The 19,780-nt window shown below is 72.7% G+C and carries 15 protein-coding genes; 4 read left to right on the top strand and 11 right to left on the bottom strand.

The window, feature by feature from the left end; all coding sequences use genetic code 11:
- Position 1 precedes the first annotated feature (1 nt).
- The 6 genes from AB0H57_RS09450 to AB0H57_RS09425 form a co-directional block, all read right to left on the bottom strand.
- The gene (locus tag AB0H57_RS09450) at positions 2-490 is read right to left on the bottom strand and encodes a hypothetical protein (protein WP_357504412.1); all 489 of its coding nucleotides are present in this window, start codon (positions 488-490) and stop codon (positions 2-4) included.
- Positions 487-1,473, bottom strand: a complete 987-nt coding sequence (locus AB0H57_RS09445) for a hypothetical protein (RefSeq protein WP_357504411.1) — start codon at positions 1,471-1,473, stop codon at positions 487-489. Before AB0H57_RS09445 ends, AB0H57_RS09450 begins: the two co-directional genes overlap by 4 nt.
- Positions 1,470-3,740 (bottom strand): hypothetical protein, encoded by a 2,271-nt coding sequence (locus AB0H57_RS09440; protein WP_357504409.1) that lies wholly within the window; start codon positions 3,738-3,740, stop codon positions 1,470-1,472. The genes AB0H57_RS09445 and AB0H57_RS09440 overlap by 4 nt, the downstream gene beginning before the upstream one ends.
- Positions 3,733-4,344, bottom strand: coding sequence for a toll/interleukin-1 receptor domain-containing protein (locus AB0H57_RS09435; protein ID WP_357504407.1), 612 nt, complete (start codon positions 4,342-4,344; stop codon positions 3,733-3,735). The genes AB0H57_RS09440 and AB0H57_RS09435 overlap by 8 nt, the downstream gene beginning before the upstream one ends.
- A 386-nt stretch (positions 4,345-4,730) precedes the next feature.
- Complete coding sequence (locus tag AB0H57_RS09430) at positions 4,731-5,768, bottom strand: hypothetical protein (RefSeq protein WP_357504405.1); 1,038 nt, start codon at positions 5,766-5,768, stop codon at positions 4,731-4,733.
- Positions 5,768-6,037 (bottom strand): hypothetical protein, encoded by a 270-nt coding sequence (locus AB0H57_RS09425; RefSeq protein ID WP_357504403.1) that lies wholly within the window; start codon positions 6,035-6,037, stop codon positions 5,768-5,770. Before AB0H57_RS09425 ends, AB0H57_RS09430 begins: the two co-directional genes overlap by 1 nt.
- A gap of 369 nt (positions 6,038-6,406) precedes the next feature.
- On the opposite strand from AB0H57_RS09425, the gene AB0H57_RS09420 reads away from it, so the two are divergent.
- Genes AB0H57_RS09420 through AB0H57_RS09405 form a run of 4 tightly spaced genes read left to right on the top strand, consistent with a single transcriptional unit; the run spans position 6,407 to position 9,357 of the window.
- Positions 6,407-6,841 carry a YbaB/EbfC family nucleoid-associated protein gene (locus AB0H57_RS09420; protein WP_357504401.1) on the top strand — a complete coding sequence of 145 codons (435 nt, stop codon included), beginning with the start codon at positions 6,407-6,409 and terminating at the stop codon, positions 6,839-6,841.
- Entirely contained in the window at positions 6,828-7,148 is a 321-nt protein-coding gene (locus AB0H57_RS09415; RefSeq protein ID WP_357504399.1) for a hypothetical protein, read from the top strand. Before AB0H57_RS09420 ends, AB0H57_RS09415 begins: the two co-directional genes overlap by 14 nt.
- On the top strand, positions 7,145-8,956 hold the full coding sequence (locus tag AB0H57_RS09410) for an ADP-ribosyltransferase (RefSeq protein ID WP_357504397.1): 1,812 nt from the start codon (positions 7,145-7,147) through the stop codon (positions 8,954-8,956). The genes AB0H57_RS09415 and AB0H57_RS09410 overlap by 4 nt, the downstream gene beginning before the upstream one ends.
- 23 nt (positions 8,957-8,979) lie before the next feature.
- A complete protein-coding gene (locus AB0H57_RS09405; RefSeq protein ID WP_357504395.1) occupies positions 8,980-9,357 on the top strand; it encodes a hypothetical protein in 378 nt (125 codons plus the stop codon).
- A 210-nt stretch (positions 9,358-9,567) separates the two neighbouring features.
- On the opposite strand, the gene AB0H57_RS09400 is transcribed toward AB0H57_RS09405, so the two are convergent.
- The 5 genes from AB0H57_RS09400 to AB0H57_RS09380 all read right to left on the bottom strand — a co-directional run bounded on the left by AB0H57_RS09400 (position 9,568) and on the right by AB0H57_RS09380 (position 19,774).
- The gene (locus AB0H57_RS09400; RefSeq protein WP_357504393.1) at positions 9,568-15,579 is read right to left on the bottom strand and encodes a ThuA domain-containing protein; all 6,012 of its coding nucleotides are present in this window, start codon (positions 15,577-15,579) and stop codon (positions 9,568-9,570) included.
- A 102-nt stretch (positions 15,580-15,681) separates the two neighbouring features.
- Positions 15,682-16,533 (bottom strand): sugar phosphate isomerase/epimerase family protein, encoded by an 852-nt coding sequence (locus tag AB0H57_RS09395; protein ID WP_357504391.1) that lies wholly within the window; start codon positions 16,531-16,533, stop codon positions 15,682-15,684.
- Positions 16,530-17,711, bottom strand: coding sequence for a substrate-binding domain-containing protein (locus tag AB0H57_RS09390; RefSeq protein WP_357504389.1), 1,182 nt, complete (start codon positions 17,709-17,711; stop codon positions 16,530-16,532). Before AB0H57_RS09390 ends, AB0H57_RS09395 begins: the two co-directional genes overlap by 4 nt.
- A gap of 30 nt (positions 17,712-17,741) precedes the next feature.
- Positions 17,742-18,755: an ABC transporter permease gene (locus AB0H57_RS09385; RefSeq protein ID WP_357504387.1), complete on the bottom strand. Its 1,014-nt coding sequence runs from the start codon at positions 18,753-18,755 to the stop codon at positions 17,742-17,744.
- A complete protein-coding gene (locus AB0H57_RS09380; RefSeq protein WP_357504385.1) occupies positions 18,752-19,774 on the bottom strand; it encodes an ABC transporter permease in 1,023 nt (340 codons plus the stop codon). The genes AB0H57_RS09385 and AB0H57_RS09380 overlap by 4 nt, the downstream gene beginning before the upstream one ends.
- Between the last annotated feature and the right edge of the window lie 6 nt (positions 19,775-19,780).

Genomic DNA, 19,780 nt, shown 5'->3' with positions numbered 1-19,780 from the left:
GTCACTCGTCGAAGGCGGCCACCCACATGTCGACCGGGCTCAGGCAGGAGCCGGGCGGGCCGTCCGGGCAGTGCCGCTGGTTCCACCACCAGAGCCAGCCGAGCGCCGCCAGCAGGACCAGCCCGCCGTGCACCCGGGACAGCCGCTGCGTCGCCGGGGAGACGGCGGCGGTGAGCCGTTGCAGCCCGAGCACCAGGGACACCACCGCGTCGCCGTAGCCGTAGACCGCCGCCGGGGGTCGGTTCCCGCCCCGGCGGAAGACCGCCGCCACCACCAGGTCGGGCAGCAGCAGCACCGCGCCGAGCAGCACGGCCAGCAGGCCGAGCCCGGCGGTCACCAGCCGGCCGAGCGGGGGCAGCGCGCGGCGGGCCAGCAGCAGGCCGAACACCACCACGGCGAGGAGCAGGGGCAGCCAGAGTACGCCGCGCGCGTCGGCCGGCAGCACCGGCAGCCCCTGCAGCCAGCCGGCGAGCAGATCGAGGACCTTCACGACCGCTCCCCGGCGCCGTCCTCCGGCTGGTCCGGGGCGGCCTGGTCGGCGATCATCGGCGGCTCCTCCGGGCGGCCGAGCGCCGGTTCGCCGAGGCGCAGCCCGCCACCGGCGGGGCCGACGATCGCCTGGAACCGCCGCACCGCCGCGGTCACCGCGTCGTCGAGGTCGCCCAGCCGGAGCTGCCCGCCGTCCGAGATGACCTTCAGGGCGTCGATCGCCAGCTGCTGGTCCTTCGCGTACAGGTCGACCATGAAGCGGACCGCTTCGTTGGCCTTGCTCGGGTCCTCGGCCGCGATGACCCCGGCGAGCGCCGCCCCGCCCCCCGCCAGGAGCCCGGCGAAGTACTCCGACCGCTCCCGGTGCCGGGCCAGGTCGGCCTCCTGGGCGAGCTTCGTCCGGGTGATCTCGCCCTCCTGTTTCAGCAGCTCCACCCGCTGCCGCAGCGCCTCGATCTCCAGCTCGCTGGCGAGGGCCTTCTGCTCGGCGTTGATGGTCAGCTCCACCTGCAACCCGCTGACCCGCAGCCCGCGACCGACGTCGACGCCGACCGCGGGCAGGTCGTCGCGGATCGCCTCCTCGGCCCGGTGGCTGTCCAGCGCCGTGAACCGCTTGGCGACCGTGCGCAGCCGCTCCCGCAGGAACCGTTCGCAGTGCGCCGCCGGGTTCGCCTCCTGCTCGCGGACCACGGTCTCCGGCTCGGTCACCAGCCAGGAATAGTCGACCACGGCGTCGAAGTGCAGCGCACCGGCGGAGCACGGCAGGGTGCAGGTGAAGCGCTCGGCGTGCTCGGTCACGTCCACCACGTACAGCGCCCGCGGCCCGCGCCACCAGCGCTCCCCCGCCGTGTACGGGTGCCGTGGGGCGACCAGCTCCCCGTCCGGCTTCTCGAAGACCAGCCGCGTCCCCTGCCGGGGCACCGGCCACCGGCGGAACGGCAGCCGGCTCAGCTCCTCACGACTCAGTACCGGATTCATGCTCACCCACGGCCCCTTCTGTCCAGCACGTCCAACAATCTCGCCGCCAGGTCCGGCGCCAGCGGCTCCGGATCCCGCCACCGCCGCGCGTGCGCGGCCAGCAACTGCCCTTGGCGCTTCGTGGTGGCCGCCTCCACCAGCAGCTGGATCAGGTGCGGTCGCAGCTCCGGCCACCGTTGCGCGCTCCACGCCCAACCGCGCAGCACCCGGTGCACGGCGTCGTCGGCCCTCGGAGCCACCAGCGCCCGGCCCCAGAGCCGGGCGATGATCGGCCGGGCGGGCGCCAGCTCGGTGTCCTCGGTCGCGCCGACGGTGGCCAGCCAGAGCAGCGCGGGCCAGTGCACCTCACCGTCCGGGCTGGACCTCGGCAGCCAGAGCGAGGCGGCCACCTCCAGGAAACCCAGCACCCCGGCGGACTGCCGGCCGGACGCCGACTCCGCCGACCAGTCGTCCAGCAACCGGAGCAGCGCCACCCGCCGGCCGGCGTCCGCCGTCACCGTCACCAGCTCGGCGATGCTGTCGCCGATGAGGATGTGCAGCATCAGGTCGTCGTCCTTGGCGAGCTCGGCGAGGCGCTCGTCCGGCCCGCCGGCCAGCAGCATGCCGACGCTGTCGCCCAGCGCGCGGGCCGCCATCCGCCGCAGTGCCGGGTCGCGCCGGCCGTACCAGTCGAGGACCAGCCGGAACGCCCGCTCCGCCACCTCCGGTCCGCGGGCCGCGACCTCCAGGGCCGCCACGCCGCGTTCCCGCAGGCCGCCGTCGCCGCTGACCGCCCAGGGGGTGATGATGTCGCGCCGGATGGTGTCGAAGGCGAACCAGCTCAGGTAGCCGATCGCCTGCGCGGCCCGGATCCCGACCCGACCCTCCACGTCGGCGGCGAGTTGCCGGAGCCAGCGCAGCAACAGCTCCCGGTCGTAGTCGTGCTCGTGCCAGGCGTGCCGCAGGATCCGCCGGGGGTAGGTGTCGTCGAGGAACGACACCACCTCCAGCTCACCGCTGCCGTACCGGGCGGACCAGACCTCCCGGTCGATGCGCGCCCGGGCGGCGCGCAGCCGGACCTTGCGGGGGCGGCGGTCGCGGGGCGGTGGGGCCCCGGCGCCGGCCTCGTCCGCCCGCCACGCGTCCACCAGCAGGCCACTGGCGCGGGCGACCGCGTCGAACGGCATCCCGTCGAGCACGGCCAGCGCGAGCACCAGTGCCCGTTGGTCGAGCGCCTCGGTGTCGTCGTACCAGGACTCGACGTCGCGTTGGGAGCGTTCCTCGAAGCGGCTCAACGCCTCCTCGAGGCCCAGCTCGTGCCGGGCCACCTCCGCCAGGTCCCGGGCCAGCTCGACCAGCTGCGACGCGTCGAACGAATCCGGCCCGACCACGGCGAGCCGCTCGCCGACACCCGGCTCGGCCAGCAGCTGCTCCGCCGCCGGAGCCGAGTCCAGCAGCAGGGTCAGGTGACGGGTGACCAGTTCGGCGGCGGCCGGCGGGGCGGTGATCCGCTGGGCGGCCCGCTCGACCGCGTGGTCGGCAAACCGCCACTCGGCGTCGACCACGACCACCAGCTTGCTGTCCCGCTTCGCCAGGCGCTCCTCCAGGACCGCCAGGTCCTGCGCGCGCAGCGAGGCGACCTGCCGGGCGGTGATCCGGTCGAAGACGTAGCCGTAGCCCTCGGGCAGCGACTCGACCGGCAGGTTCGCCAGGTCGCCGCCGAAGCGCAGCTCGTGCACCTGCGCCATGCCGCGCAGCAACTCCACGGCGGTGCTGCTGCCGCCCCACCGGCGGCAGCAGCGCAGCAGCAGCAGGAACCGGCCGTCGCAGGCGTGCCGGATCTCGTCGAAGCCGCCGGGCGGGACGTACACCTCGCCCGCCTCGGCCACCGTCCGGGGCGGCAACTGCTGGGACACCGCCTGGTCCCCGGCGGTGGCACCGATGATGACGTCCCGGCCGGCGACCGGGCCGTTGAAGGTGTTCTCCGCGCCACCGACGACGATGGCGCCCTTCCGGACGTCGTACGCGCCGAGCCCCCGCGACCGGGTCCGGCGGAACTCCTCCTGCTCGCGGGTGCGGTCCTCGTCACCGGCCCGGGCGTCCCCCTCGGCCGCCCGGTGGTTCTTCGGACCGTCCCCCACGCCGGTGGCGAGACCGTCCGCCACCGCCCCGTCGCCGGCCTGGCCCGGCTGGCCACCCTTGGCGTCGGCCGCCGGACCGCCGGCCCCGGCCTGCCCCGCTCCGGCCTTCGGGTCGGCTCCGGCGGCGGGCGCGGCCTTCGGCTCCTCAGTCACGGCCCCACCCACCCTCGATGCGCAGGTCCCGGCCGGCCGTCGGCCCGTGGAAGGTGGCGCCGCCCTGGACGTGGATGCCGTTGTGTTCGCCGGCCTGGTCCGGGCCGCCGGCCCGCTCCGGGCCGTCGCCGGGGCCGGACCGGGGCACGTACGCCGACAGCTTGTCGACCAGCGTGCGCAGGTCCGCCTCGTCGTGGCGGGCCCGGAACTCCGCCCAGTGCCGGCGCGCGAAACCGGAGATGTCGTCCGGAAGTTGCTGCGCCTTCGGCAGCGTCGCGCCGTTGAGCAGCAGCGGGATCAACACCATGTCCGGCCGGCCGAGCGCGTACCTGATCTCCATCCGGACGAAGTCGTCCGGATCCTCGATCCGGCGTCGCCCCCGCTCGTCGCGCAGGTCCCACCAGCGGGGGCCGACCAGCGCCAGCAGCACGTTGCTGCGCTTCAACGCCTGCTGGATCTCCGGCTCGAAGTCGCGGCCGGTACGCAACGAGCGACAGTCCCGGAAAACCCGCTCCCGGCCGAACTCACGCGACAGTTCCCGGTCCACCAGGGCGGCGGCGGAGGCGTCGTCGTCGGTGCGGTAGTTGACGAATATGGCGGCCATCGAGGACCTTTCCACACGGGCTCGCCAGGCGCGTCGAGGGGATTTCCTCGCACCGCGCCTCGCGGGCGGAATGGCGTGTCCGTAGTGGACGGCGCCGGCCTGGGTCGGAGGTGACCGGCGTCGCCGAACTCGTGGTGGTGCCCTCCGTCGAGCCTGGCATCAACGAGCCGGTCGGAGCAATGCGTTGCCCTCGGCCGAGTGGACGGGCAACGGAAGACGAGCGGAACCGCGGCCTGAGCCGGGCGTACCGGCGGTCCACCAAATGACGATCGGCGTCAATCACACGGGTGACCCGCGCATCGTGTTCCGGGGCCGCGCAAGCGGAAAGGCCCACGATTTCCGTGGGCCTTTCCGGCTTTGTCGGGCCGCCGTTTTCCGAGGTGATGTCAGACGTACGGCGGGGTGGCGTACGCGGCGCGCAGCGCGGCGAGCCCGGACGTCTTCGGCGAGAGGGTCCCCCATCCCGAGTTGAAGTAGTTGGTCCGGGCGATCCGGGGCCGGCCCGCCGCGTTCAGCTGGGCGATCGCCGCTGGCACGGTGGCGATCCAGGCGGCCTGGTCGGGGAACTCGGCCACCCGTACGCCCCACTCGCCGACCAGCACCGGGCGGGACAGCGCGACCGGCCCCAGGTCGGCCACCGCCCAGTCCTTGGTGCGGCGGAACCGGCCGAGCGCGGTGTGGCTGGGGTCGGTGGCGTAGACGTTCCAGTGTAGGAAGTCCAGCTTGGCCATCAGCGCCTCCGGGTGGGTGCGCTGGTAGCAGGCCCGGTCCCAGCCGCCCACCCCGACCGAGAAGGTGGTGCCGGCGGGCAGGCTGCGCGCCTTGAACCAGTTGACGAGGTACGTCACCGCCTGCACCGCCCGGGCGTCGGAGTCGGCCCAGCCGTACGCCACCCCCGACTCGGTGGTGCCGTACTGGTGGTCGGTGTCGAGCTCGGAGGCGAGCTGGATGTTCACCCCGAAGCCCAACGTCCGGTACTGGGACAGCGCGCGGGCGAACAGCCCGTCGCACTGGCCGGCGAGCACCTGGCCGTACCCGTACGCCTTCGGCCAGGTCGTGCCGGGCTGCTGCTGGATGGTCATCGCGGGCGCCGGGACGGTGTATGTCACCCCGTCCACGGTGAACGTCTGCGCGCCGGTGTTGGAGTTGCCGTAGTGCTTCAGCTCCAGCACCATATTGATCTTGATGCCGGCCTGGCCGAGCGTGGTCAGCCAGGTCTTCTGGTAGCCGGGGAAGGTGTAGCCGTCGGCGAAGCTGCGGTACTGGGTGAGCGAGCGGAAGTTCCCGCCCGTCAGGTCCGCCGTCGGGTCGGCGTTCCCGGCGAGGTAGTAGCCGCCCAGCACCGGCGGGGCGATGCTGTAGTCGGCGGTCGCGGTGGCGGTGCTCCCGCCCTTGTCGCGCACGGTGACGGTGACCCGGGCCATCACGCCACCGACCGGTAGACGGCGACCGAACCGGTGTCGGAGACCTTGGTCCAGGCGCGGGCGGAGTCGTCGGTCACGGTCACGGTCAGCGGGTCGATGACGGCGCTGACCTTCACCGGGTTGCTGCTGTTGCCCTTCGAGTCGGTGACCACGACGGTGACGGTCACCTGCTGGGTGTCCGGGTCGCCGTAGGTCACCGTGAGGAGCATCTGCTCCCCGGGCGAGTAGGTGGTGGCGTTCAGCGAGGCGGACGCGGTCGGAACGGCCATGGTCGGCCCCTCCCTTTCTTCGCTCGGCCGCCGAGCCGATCGCCGGCTCGACGGCCGGCAACGGCGGAGGTGGCGTGTCCGAGGAGTGGGACGAGGCCCGTCGTCGTCGCTTCTCGAGCTCCTTCAACACTGCTCCTACCAGGCACTTCGCGTCCTGTGAGGTTTCCGACGGCCGCGCCGTCGCACAGCTGACTGCGCCCACGCCGGCACCGGCGGACAATCAACGGCTCGCGCCGGGATCCCCTGTGGACGGCACCACTCGCCGGGGCACCGGAACACCGGTGGGATGACGTACGGTGGGTCAGCCGTGGCCGTGCCGGCCACCGGCGCGAGCGGGCGGAGGGACGCCCGATCAACGGGGAGGACGGCATGACCCAGATGCCGGCGGGTGACTTCGGCGCGGCGACCGAACGCTTCGTGGCCTCCTGGACGGCGAGCGTCTCCGAGCGCGCCGCCCGGGCCCAGGCGCTGTCCGAGCGGGTGGCGGCCCTGTCGGCCACCGCCGACGGCGCGGACGGCGCGGTACGGGTCACCGTGGCCGCGACCGGCGCGATGACCGACCTGCGCCTCGACGACCGGGTGCTGCGCTGGCGGGCCGACGAGATCGCCGCCGAGGTGCTCGCGGTGATGCGGCGCGCCCAGGGCCGGCTCGCCGCAAAGGTGGCGCAGGCGACGACGGAGACCGTCGGCGCGGAGTCGGAGACCGGCCGGGCGGTGGTGGCCAGCTACGCCCGACGCTTCCCGGAGCAGCCGGAGGACGAGTCGGACGCGCCGGACGCCGGAGCCCACCGTGGCCGCTGGTGACGGCTTCCAGGTCGCCAGCGCCGCGCTGGTGCGGCACGCCCGGTCGGTGGACCGGATCGCCGACGAGGTGGGCACCGCCCAGGCCGCGGCGGCGCACGTGCGGATGGGCGGCGAGGCGTACGGCAAACTGCCGGTCTGCCAGGCGATCCCGCTGTTCCTGAACGTCCTGCAGGACCGCGCGGTGACGGCGTTGAGCGCCGCCGAGGCGGCCCTGCACAGCGCGGCTGCCGCGCTGGACCACAACGCCCAGGCCTACGACGACGCCGAGTCGGGCATCTCCACCGGCCTCACCGGGATGTACCGGTGACCGCCGGCGTGGCCAACCCCCTGGTCGCGCAGCGGCAGGACAGCACCCAGTGGTACTCCGGCGTCGGGGTGGCCGAGAGCATCGCCGACCTGCGGTCCGGCATCGAGTCCGGCTCCTGGGTGGATCTCACGATCGGCGGCTTCGGCACGTCGATGGAGGCGCTGGCCTTCTGCACCGACCCGCTGGGCTCGCTGGTCTCGTGGGGCGTGGCCTGGCTGATCGAGCACGTGCAGCCGCTCTCCGACGCCCTCGACTGGCTGGCCGGCGACCCGGACCAGATCGCCGCGTACGCCCAGACCTGGCGCAACGTGGCCCGGCACGTCGGCGGCCAGGCCACCGCCCTCGGCGCCGCGGTGACCAACGAACTCGCCGAGTGGACCGGCACCGCGGCCGACGCGTACCGCAGGTACGCCGAGCGGCACCTGCACAGCCTCACCGAGATCGGCGGCGCCGCCGACCTGCTCGGCCTGATCGTCGAGGGCGCCGGCCTGCTGGTGTCCCTGGTCCGGGAACTGGTCCGGGACCTGATCGCCGACTTCGTGTCGGTGCTCGCGGTCCGCCTCTGGGAGTGGCTGGCCGAGGCGGGCCTCACCCTCGGCATCGCCACCCCGTGGGTGGCCACCCAAGTGTCCGCCCTGGTGGCCAAGTGGGTCGCGAAGGTGGCCAAGCTGCTCACCGCCCTCGCGTCCAGCATCAGCCGGCTCCGGCCGATCCTCGCCCGCCTCGGCGAGATCGTGGACACCCTGGAGTCGGTGCTCAAGGGCCTGCGGCGAACGCCCGGGGGCGGCCCCGGCACCCCGGACCTGCCGACCACCGGGCCCCGGGTGGACGCCCCGGTCACCTCTGGTTCCGGTGGCCCGACGCACCCGCCGTGGGCGACCGACAGCCCGGCCGGCGGCCCCGGGCACTCCGGTGCGCCGGGCGGCACCGCCCCGCACGCCCCCGGCTCCGGGGGTGGCCCGGGTGCGGGCTCCGGGGGTGGCCCGGGCGCCGGCCAGCCGCATGCTCCCGGCCCGGCCGCGACCCCGCACCCGGGCGACCCGGGCACCGGCCAGCCGCCCGGGTCGCCCGGCGGAGGGACCGACGGGCACCCGCCGCCGAAACCCGACCCGGGCACGCCCGACCCGACGGACCCCGCCGACCCGACGAGCCCGACGGACCCGGCCGATCCCGCCGATCCCGTCGACCCGGCGGACCCGGCGGCGCGGCCCGCCGACGTGCCGCCGCCGCGCGAGTTCGGGAGCAACGCCGACGGCGCGGCCTACGGCCGGGACACCTGGGCGCAGGCGCAGTCCGACCTCACCCCCGACCAGGCCGACGCGCTCAGGTGGTACACGGGTGAGAACCCGCCGGGGGCCGCGCCGTGGCCGCCGGACTACAAGGACATCAACGGGGCCCTGCGCGGGCACTCGCCGATGAGCCCCGAGCTGTCCGAGGTCGTCGACCGGATCGACGAGTCGATGGGGCTGCGCCCGGTGCCGGAGAACGTCATGGTCACCCGGGAGACCGGCCTCAACGCCTTCAACTGCGACCCGGCGGACCTGGTCGGCAGCGTCCAGCGCGAACCGGCGTACCTCTCCACGGCGCTGGGCCCCGACCCGAACTTCGCCCCGCACAAGCCGGTGGTCCTGCACCTGGAGGTGCCCGCCGGCACCCCCGCCATGTACGTTGACGGCGTCTCGAAGTTCCCCGCCGAACGGGAACTGCTGCTCGGCCGGGGGCAGACCTACGTCATCGACTCGGCCGAGTACGACGCGGCGGGCCGGCTGCATCTCAAGGCCCGCATCATCCCCGGCGCGAGCAGTTGAGAGGTGTCATGACCCGCGGCCCGATGTCCGAGGATCCGGAGTTCCAAACCGTTTCCGTGCCGGACAACTATCCGAACACCACCACGGCGCCGGTGCGCTGCGTCCCGGTGCTGCTCGGTGAGCGGACCATCGGCTACCTCTGGGCCGCCGTCACCGACGACGCGGCCGGTTTCGTGCCCCGACCCGACGCCGGTCCGGCCGGGCTGAACGCGGGCATCGGCTGGGTGCAGCGCATCCGCTGGGCGAAGGCCAACCAGGTACGCCCGTTGCAGCTGCTGCGGCACTGGGCCGGCAAGCCGGAGCACGCGCGGGCCGGGCTCGTGCCGGACGTGGCCCCCGCGGAGGCGCCGAGCCTGGCGGAGCTGCGCGCGTACGCCCAGGGGCAGGGACCGGCGGCCTGACCGCGGCGGCTCAGCGGGGCCGGCGGCGGGTGGTCGTGGGCCGGGCGGCGGTGTCCTGCCCGCCGCACCACGGGCGGCGATGGCGTCCGCGGCGGTAGGGCCGATGACCTCGAAGTCAGCGCCGGGGCCCGCAAAGACCAGGTGCCGGAGCACGCCAGGCGTGCTCCGGCACCGGTCGGGGAGCCGGCCGGCACCGGCTCCCGCGTCATCTCACAGCCGCGCCCGCAGGTAGGCGCCGGCGGCGAGCAACTGGGTGCGGGCCGTTTCGTCGGTGACGGTCCGTGCCGCCGCCGCGAACCGGTCCAGCGCGGCCCGAGCCTGATCCGGCCGGCCCGCCGCCGCAGTGCTCTTGGCCGCCTGGAGCTGGCCGAACAGGTCGTCGGCCAACTCGTCGCCGAGCAGACCCTGCGCCTGGTACCGCCGCACCAGCGCCTGGGCGTTGGCGTACGTGGCGACGACCTCGAAGGCGACCGTCACCTCCTTGGCGTTGCCGGCCTTGTCGGTCGCCGCGACGGTCAGCTTGTGGCTGCCCGCCGTGGGTTCGACACCCGCACCGCTGGAGATCACCTTTCCGTCCAGGCGGAGCACCACCTCGTCGACGTCGGAGGTGGCGTCCCGTGCCGTGGCGGCGATCGGCAGCGACGTGCCGAGGTCGTAGCTGCCGCCATTGCGCACGCCGTCGACGGTCACGACCGGGGCCGTGGCGTCGACGCGCAGGGACACCACGGCCGGCTCGGAGACGTTGCCGGCCTCGTCGGTCGCCCGGAACCGCAGCGACCGCAGGCCGTCCTCGTCCACCCGCACCGGCTCCCGGTACGGCGTCCAGGCGCCGTCACCCTGGGCGAACTCGATCCGGACCGGGCCCTCGCGGTCGTCGCTCGCCGAGGCGGCGACCGTCACCGGCGAGGTGTACCAACCGTTCTCACCGTTCGGGTTCGCCGGGTCGAGCGACACGGTCAGGCTCGGCGCCGTCGTGTCCAGGACCCGGAAGTAGTCGAACCCGACCGTGACCGGCTGCGCCTGGTCCGGCCCCAACGCCATCAGACCGAACGAGGTCATCGGGGCGTCGTTGGTGACCGGCTGGCCGAGCGACGTCCAGTTGATCCCGCCGTCGCTGATCTGGGCCGAGTAGCTGTTCCCCTTGCGGCTCAGCCGCAGGTGGTACCAGCCGCTCTCGGACGAGTCGGCGATGTCGATCGACCGGTTGCCGCCGTTGCCGAACTGCGCGTTGCGTTCCGAGACGAGTTCGGCGCGCAGGTTGGTCGGCGTACCGGCGTTGTTGTCGGCCAGTACGTCGAACTTCACGTAGTTGTCGTCGTTGTTGTAGACCAGGAAGCCGGCCAGTTGCCACTTGTGCAGCATGGTCGGCGTCAGCCGGGTCTCGACCGTCCAGTCACCGGCGGCGACGTCCGCGGGGATCTTCTGCAGGATGAAGTTCCGCGGCCCGCCGTTGCTGGTGCCGTTGATGTCGCCCGGCTGGGTCTCGATACGCAGTGCGCCACCGCTCACCGCGACCTTGGACGAGTCGTACCGCACGACGGCGTTCCACCGGCAGCCGTCGAGCGCGCCACCGGCGAACTCGTCGTCCGGCGCGCGGACCCCGTCGTCCGTGCCGTCCGGGGTGACGGTGAAGTGGTCGAACACGGCGTCTACCCGCGCCGCCCCGGTGTCCCCGGCGGCCACCGGGCCGACGGTCGCGTTCGGGATGACGGTCGCGGAGCCGGCGAGCGCCGTCCAGGTCTGGCCGTCGGCGGAGTACGCCGCGGTCAGCCGCTGGCCGTCGCTGACCAGCCGCAGGTGCGCGGTGGACGGGAAGTTCGCCGGCAGGCCCACGTTGGCGTGCCAGGTCCGCGTCCCGCCGGCCTCGGTCTGGAACTCCATCAGCCGACCACCCGACGAGTTGCGGGTGAAGGCCAGCTTGACGTAGTCGTTGTCGGTGCCGTGCATGAGCAGGCCGGCGTGCTGCCACTCGCGGTCGTGCGGCACGGTCACCTTCGTGGTGATCGTCCACGGCCCCGTCTTGGCGCGCTGGCCGACGTAGCTGATCGGCCCGGTGGCCGCCTCGTTGATGTCACCGTTGGTGACCGGCAGCACCAGTCCGCCACCGGTGACCCGCACCGGCAGGTTCGGTGCGTTTCGCACCGTGCTCCACCGGCTGGCGTTCAGCGTGTCACCGTCGAAGGTGTCCGAGCCGCGGATCGCGCAGCCCGGAGCGGTCTCCGGCGGGGCCGGGTGAACGGCCCGGTCGACCAGCGTGAAGCCGCTGAACTTCGCCTCGCTGGTGGCCGAGGTGCTGTGCGCGGTGACCGCGAGGCCGATGTCCTGCGGGCTGGCCGCGCCGGGCAGCGTCACCGGGTCACCGACCGCGGTGAACGATTTCCCGTCCTTGCTCCAGTACCCGTAGTACTTCCCGCCGTCCCGCACGATCCGTACCCAGGACGGGTAGCTGGTGTTGCCGGCGCCGGTGCTCGCGTCGAGCTGGCCGTTGCCGTCGGTGTCGCGCAGCCACTCGAACCCGAGGCCCGCCCGCAACGTCATCGCCGCGTACCCGGGCGACGTGCCGGGCTGGGTGACGTCGTTGCGGACGATCAACCCGGCCTTGGCGGAGTTGTTCGTGTTGGTCTGGCTCTCGATCTTCACCGTGGCGGTCCACGTGTTGCCGGCCGCCGCCGGCAGGTACACCGCGCCGTACTGGTCGGTGCCCTGCCACATGTTCGCGCCGCCCGCGTTGACGATCCAGGTGTCCTGGTCGGGCCGATCGAACGCGGCCGTGGTGTTGGTGTAGGTCTGCCAGTCGCCGTAGAGGTCACCGACCTCGACCTGCACCACCCGGGACTTGGTGCGGTAGCCCTTGTCATTGGTCGCGACCGCGGTCAGCTGGTAGCGCTTCTCGCTGGACGCGTTCCAGGCGATCGAGTACGGCGCCGTGGTGTCGGTGCCGATCGACGAGCCGTCGACGAAGAACTCCACCTTGGTGATCGTGTTCTCCGCGTCGCTCGCGGCGGCGGTCACCTGGATCTGGCCCGGCTCCAGCTTGTCGGCCGGGGTCGGCGAGGTCACCGCGACCTTGGGCTTGGTCGCCGGGGAGACGCCCTTGCCGTCGGCCTCGATGAAGTTCAGCCGCCGCTCGCCCGGGCCGGGGAAGACCACGTACAGGGTGAAGGCCTCGCCCGGGTCGGTCACGGTGACCGGGACGTCCCGGTAGCCGCCGCCGGTGGTCGCCGGCACCTGGGCGGTGCCGATCAGCGCACCGTCCGGCGCTCCCCTGCGCAGCTCGATGGTGCCCGCGCTGGCCGCCGACGCCCGCAGCACCAACCGGTCCACCTGGTACAGGTTCACCGGCTCGTACGAGGCCCAGGCGCCGTTCTGACCAGTGATGGAGTTGGCGTGGCCCTCGATGTCCCGGGACGAGCCGACCGTCACGTTCGACGAGGCGGCGAAGAACTCCGCCTCCCGCTGCTTCGGGAACAGCAGGGTGGTGTCCGAGCCGGTCAGGCTGGGGATGCCACCCGGGCCACCGGAGTCGGCGTACCGGCCGTCGAGGGCGTAGAAGACGTTCATGTCCTCGCCGTGCCCGCCACCGAGGGCGGTGACCACCGAGCCGGTCCGCCCGTGCAGCGGTTCGGCCGGGTGCGCGTGCTCGTCGTGGCCCATCGCCGGCTGGATCACCACGTCGGCGTCGTCGATCTGGGTGTCCTCGGCGTCGGTGACCGACAGGTTCCAGCTCACCTCGTCACCGAAGTCGAAGAACGACCCGTTCGGGGGCAGGTTGAAGCTCACCTTCGGGCGGGTGTTGCCGACGGTGATCGGCGCGGTCGTCGTGCCGGTCTTGCCGGCCGGGTCGGTCACCGTGAGCCGGGCGTTGTAGACCCCGTTCGCGGTGTAGGTGAAGGCGGGCTTCAGCTCGGTCGAGTCGACCGTGCCGTCACCGGTGAAGTCCCACTCGTAGCGCAGTTGCTCCTTCTCCGGGTCGGTGCTGCCCGAGCCGTCGAAGCGGACCTCCAGCGGCGCCTTGCCGCTGTCCGGCGAGGCGGTGATCTTCGCGGTCGGCGAGCGCGAGCCGGAGATGTAGTCGACCCGGTACAGGCCCGAGTTGGGGTTGTCCCGGCCGAAGCCGCCGCCCCAGTCCAGGACGTACATCGAGCCCTCCGGGCCGAACTTGGAGTCGATCGGCGCGAGGAACTGCTGCTGCGGCAGGAACGGGTTGACCTTCTCCACCCCGCCCGACCCGTCCGGGATGATCGAGTACATCTTGTTCCGCGCCCACTCGTAGAAGAACGGCTTGCCGTCGTGGTACGCCGGGAACTTGGTGTCCGACTCCAGGTCGGGGTCGTACTGGTAGAACGGGCCGCCCATCGGGGCCAGGCCGCCGCCCTGCGGGATCACCGACGGCACCGAGGAACGCTTGTAGCCGTACCACATCTTCGCCGGCTTGGCCGGCGGCAGCTCGGTCAGGCCGGTGTTGCGTACCGAGTCGTTGATCGGCTTGGCGCAGTCGAAGTTCGGACCGACCGTCACCGGGTTCGTCCGGTAGTCGACGTCCCGGAACGGCTCGTTGTTGCCCATGCACAGCGGCCAGCCGTAGAAGCCCGGCTCGGTGATCAGGTTCCACTCGGCGATGCCGGCGGGCCCGCGGTCCGGGTTGTCGTTGCTGTTGTCCGGCGAGTAGTCCGCCATCCCGATGTTCCCGGTCTTCGGGTCGATCGAGAACCGGAACGGGTTGCGGAAGCCCATCGCGTAGATCTCCGGACGGGTCTTCGGCGTGCCCGGCGCGAACATGTTGCCCGCCGGGATCGAGTACGTGCCGTCCGCTTCGGGGCGGATCCGCAGCAGCTTCCCGCGCAGGTCGTTGGTGTTGGCCGAGGTCGCCCGGGCGTCGTGGAACGTGCCGTCCCGCTCGGACAGCGGCGCGTAGCCGCCGGACGGCTCGGAGTGCGGGTTCACGTCGTCACCGACGCTGAGGTAGAGGTTGCCGTCCGGGCCGAAGTCGAGGCCGCCACCGGTGTGGCCGGGCTCGTCGGGCAGCCGGCGCGCCGGCACCTCGAGCAGGACCTTCTCGGTGGCCCGGTCGATCTGCGAGCCCGCCCCGACGGTGAGCCGCGACAGGCGGTTGACGAAGTTCGCCGGGTCGCTGTCGTTCGTGCTCGCCGGCGAGTAGTAGACGTAGAGGTGGCCGTTCTCGGCGAACTTCGGGTCGAGCGTGATGCCGAGCAGACCGTCCTCGCCACCGGAGTAGACCGGGATGGTGACCGCGGTCGAGGTGGTCCTGGTCTTCGGGTCGTAGACCCGGATCTGGCCGCGGACCAGCTCGGTGAAGAAGACCCGGCCGTCGGGCGCGACGTCCATGGCGAACGGGGCGCTGGTGTTCTGGTCCAGCGGCACCCGCTCGTAGTTGCCCCAGCTGGTGGCGCCGCAGTCGCCCTGCTCCAGCCCGGCGGCCCACTTCACGCCGCCCACGATGTGCTGCACCAGGGCCGTCTCGCCGGTGTAGTGGGCGCCGAAGTGACCCATGCCGGTCATCCAGGCGCGACCGCCGTCGTACGGCTTGCACCAGGAGATCGGGTGGTCGTAGCCCATGGCGTTGGTGCCCGGGTTGTACGTCGTCTCGTCCATCGTCGCCAGCACGTGCGCGTTGCCACGGACGTTGAGCGAGTAGTTGTACCACTCGTCGGCGCGCTGCCACCGCTGCGGCAGGTGCTTGGTCGACGGGTGGGTGTGGTCCTCGACCCGGACGGTGCCCGGTAGGCCGGGGCTGGTGCCGGTGGCGGCGTGACCGGGCATCAGCGAGCCGATCATGTTGTCCCACCACGCGTAGTTGCCGCGCATGTCGGTCGCGTTGTGGATGGCGACGATGCCGTGCCCGGCCTGCATGTAGCGTTCCAGCGCCGCCTTCTGGTCGGCGGTCCACGGGTCGCCGGACGCCTGGAACATCACCAGGGCGTCGTAGTGGGCGAGGTCCTCGTCGTTGAAGACCGACGAGTCCTCGGTGTGCTCCGAGGTGATCCCGGCGCTGGCGAACGCCGCCTGCAGCACGGGCAGACCCTGGTCGATCGCCTCGGTGTGCCGGAACTGCGTGGTCTTGGTGAAGATCAGCACATGGCCGGCGCCGTGCGCACCGGGGTGCGCGGCGGCCGGCGCCGGGCTGATCATGGAAAGCGCGAGCGCAACGGCGACCGGTATCGCGATCAGCCGTCCCCATCGGGAGCGCCAGTTCACGTTCATGAGATTTTCCGGTACCTCTCTGGGACGCGAGGAACTACTGGGGTGGTCATGACCGTGCGGCGTGCCGGCGCCGTCGGTTGGAGGTGCGGTCTGCGGCAGGGGCTACGGCATCACCGCCCGCAGGAACCGCAGGCCGTCGACGGCGATCGCGTCCTGGTCGACGGCGAGCGGGCGCCAGATGGCGGCGGCGGTGGCGATCGTCGCGTTCTCGGCGGTGAACGACTCGATGCACAGCGGCCCGGCGTAGCCCGCCTCGTCGACCGCGGCGAGGATCGCCGGCCAGTCCAGGTGGTCGGTGCCGGGGGTGCCGCGGTCGTTGCCGCAGACCTGGACGTGGGCCACCCGGCCGGCGGCGGCCCGGATCGCCGCCGGGATGTCGGACTCCTCGATGTTCTGGTGGTAGAGGTCCAGCGCCACCCCGCAGTGCGGCAGGTCGCCGATCGCCTCGAGGGTCTGCCCGACGGTGTTGAGCAGGCTGGTCTCGTAGCGGTTGAGCGGCTCGACGGCCACCGTCACACCGGCCGCGCCGGCGTACGCCACGACCGGCTCGAGGTGCTTCCGCAACTGCGCGTACGCGGCGGCCCGCTCGGCCGGTGACAGCCGCCAGGTCCGGCCGACCGAGGCGTACGCCGGCCCGGCGATCACCGACGAGCCGACCGTGGCGGCGGCGTCCACCACGCCGTACAGGTAGTCCTGGGTGGACCGGACGGTGGCCGGGTCGGCCGCGACCAGTTCCCGGCCGGGCGGCATCACCAGGCAGACGGTGGCACCCAGGCCGTGGTCGGCGAGCACCCGGGCGGCCCGCGCCGGATCCCAGTCACCCGGGTGCTCCACCGGCAGTTCGAGCACGTCGAAACCCCACCCCGCGACCTTGGCCGCCAGGGCGGCCAAGGTCGCGTCGGTCAGCGGAGAGGTCCACACCCAGGTGTTGACCCCGAGCGGGTGTCCGCTCACTTCCACGGACCCGGGTAGCCCGGCATGCCCTCGCAGCCACACATCGCGTAGTGCAGCGGCGGCATGTCCTGCTTGACGTACTCCTTGACGTCGTCGCCGGTGATCCGCGGCTGCGGCAACACCCACTCACTGGGGACCTGCTCGCCCTTGAGGATTTTCAGCGCGGCGATGACCGGGGTGCGCCACTGGTAGGTGGGGTAGGTCGGGGCGACCGCGGTCAGCCCCTCGTCGGCCCAGAGCCGCAGGAAGTCCTGCTGGTCCTCGCCGACGATGGCGGGCACCGCCACCCCGGCGTCCTGGAACGCCTCGACCGCGGCGACGGCGGTCGCGCCGGCGTCCATCCACACGCCGTCGATCTGGCCCTCGCGCTGGATGTAGTCGGCCACGATGCCCTTGGTCTTGGCCGCGTCACCGTCGGTGAACTCCACCCCGACCACGTTCAGCTCGCTGCCGGAGAAGATCTCGTTGGCGGCCGCCCAACGCTGTTCGAGCACGTCCACGCCGGGCAGGATGCGCAGGGCGAGGACCTTGCCCTTCGGCTTGACCTTCTCCTTCAGGAACTCCGCGCCGTCCGCGCCGAAGGCGAAGCCGCCGATGGGGTGGATGAAGGTGACCGCGCAGTCGGTGTTGACGCCCCGGTCGAACACGATCACCGGCACCCCGGTCGCGCACGCCTTCTCGACCGCCGGCGTCAGGGTGGCGGTGGTGTTCGGCGAGACGATGATCGCCGAGCAGCCCTTGCCGGACAGCGACTGGATGTCGCTGATCTGCTTGTCGTCCTTGGCCTCCGCGTCCAGCACGGTGAACTTGGTGATCTCCGCGTGCTGCTTCACCTCCTGCTGCATGGTCTTGAAGCCCACCTGCCGCCACGGGTTGTCCACCGCGGCGTTGGAGAAGCAGAGGTTGTAGTTGCCCCCGGGCTTGGCGAACTTCGCCGTGTCGACCAGCTCCGGCTGGAGCATCTGCTCCCACGGCTTGCCGTCCGGGCCTTCCGGCTTGGCCTCGCGGAACTTCAGTTGGCGGTCGTACTCGGCCTGGTCGAAGAACTTCGACTTCGCGGTGTCCGACTTGGACGGTCCGCCACCGCCGGCGGTGGCCTGGTCGTCGGGCAGGTCGCTCGAGCAGCCGGCGAGCGCGAGCGCGCCCGCCACGACCACCAGGGCCCATTTCTTGGTCATTATGTCGATCTCCTTCTACTGGCGAGGAATTCAGGAGGAGGCGGCCGGCGCGGGTGTCACGCCGGTCCGCCGCTTCGGCCACGACCGCAGCCGTTGCCGCAGGCCGCCGCCGAGGGAGGCGTAGGCGACCGCGGCGATGATGATCACGCCCTGCACGGCCGATTCCAGGGCGCCGCTCACGCCGAGCAGGTTCAGTAGCGTGAACAGGGATTCCAGGGAGAGCGCGCCGGCGGCGGCCGCGACCACGGAGCCGCGCCCGCCACCGAGCAGCACCCCGCCCAGCACGACGGCGGTGATCGCCCGGAACTCCAGACCGCTGCCGACCTGCGCCGAGACGCCGGCGAAGCCGCCGAGCAGGATCGCGGCGACCGCGGCGAGCAGCCCGGAGAGGACGAAGGCGAGCAGCCGGAGCCGGTCGACCTGGCCACCGGAGAGCCGTACGGCGGCCTCGTTGTCGCCCACCGCGACCAGGGCCCGGCCGATGCCTCCGCGCATGAACAGGGCCGCGGCCGCCAGGATCGCCAGCAGGATGAGCACCGACCACGGGATCGCGCCGAGCACCGGCACCTCGACGGCACCCCGTCCGAAGGTCCGGAACCCGGTCGACAGCGCCCCGCGCGGGGCTCCGCCGGTCCACAGGAAGATCGCGCCGTCGAGCACGAGCAGCATGCCGAGCGTGACGATGAACGACGGCACCAGGAGCTTCGTCGTGATCAGCCCGTTGACCAGGCCGACGAGCAGGCCGAACCCGAGCACGAGCAGGATCACCCAGCCGGTCGCCGACTCGTCGCCCCCGAGGAGCCGGGCGGCGATGACCACCCCGGCGGTCACCAGGGCGCCGACCGAGAGGTCGAACCCGCCGGAGACGATGACGAAGTACTGCCCGATCGCGAGGATCATCAACGGCGCGGCCCGCTTGAGCAGTGCCAGATAGCCGGCCGGCTCGGCGAAGGCCGGACCGGTGATCGCGAGCCCGACGAGCAGCAGGAGCAGGACCACGAGCACCGGGGCGGTGCCCTCGGCCAGACGGGGACGCCAGGTCATGTCAGCCTCCCACGGCGGTTGGCGGTCATGCGCCGGGCGTAGAGCGCGACCGCGGCGACGAGGACGACGCCGCGCACCACGTCCTTGAAGAACGGGTCGACCGCGAGGTCGTCGAAGATGGTGTCCAGGGTGGCCAGGATGAGGACCCCGCCGATCGTGCCGACCACCCCGCCCCGGCCGCCGGCGAGCAGTGTCCCGCCGAGCACCACGGCGGCGATCGACTCCAGGTCGTAGCCGGCGTCGGTGCCGACGTACGGGGCGCCGGAGCCGAGCCGGCTGGCGAGGTAGATCCCGGCCAGGCCGGCGGCGACCGAGCAGAGCACGTGGGCGGTGACCACGGTCCGGCGGGTCGGTACCCCGGACAGCCGGGCCACCTCGATGTCGCCGCCGACGGCGTACATGTGGTAGCCGGTCCGGGTCCGGGACAGGTACCACCAGGCCAGCGCGGCGACCGCCAGCATGAGCAGGGCCGCGATCGGCACCGGACCGATCCGGTCGTAGCCGAGGTGCTGGAAGCCGCGCGGCACGTCACCGGCCGGCCCGGTGTAGTTGTCTTCCAGGTAGCCGCGCAGGATCAGCGCCACCCCGAGGGTGGCGATGAAGGCGTTGGCCTTCAACACCGTGATGACCAGCCCGTTGACCAGGCCCACCCCGGCGGCCACGGCGAGCGCCAGCAGCACGGCGGGCCCGACCATCCCGTCCCGCCCGGCCATCGTCTCCGCGGCGAGCAGCGAGGTGAGGCCGACCAGGTAGGCCACCGAGAGGTCGAGGGACCCGGTGAGGATCACCATCGTCTGCCCGATGGCGACCAGACCCAGCGCGGTGGCCCGGGTGAGGATGTTGAGGATGCCGTCCTGGTCGAGCAGGAGCTCGCCGCGTGCCCCGACGAGCAGGCTGCCGACGACGAGCAGGGCGACGAGCGCGAGGTAGACCACGGCGACCGGGGTGAGCCGGCGGCGGGCCACCGGCCTGGCGGCCCCCGGCCGGACCGGCAGGGTGTCCTGCTGAACGGTGCTCATGCCGAG

The organism is Micromonospora sp. NPDC050686, assembly GCF_040654475.1.
Classification (GTDB): Bacteria; Actinomycetota; Actinomycetes; order Mycobacteriales; family Micromonosporaceae; genus Micromonospora.
Note: the sequence above shows the minus strand (reverse complement) of the source record. Positions and strands in the feature narration are given on the sequence as shown.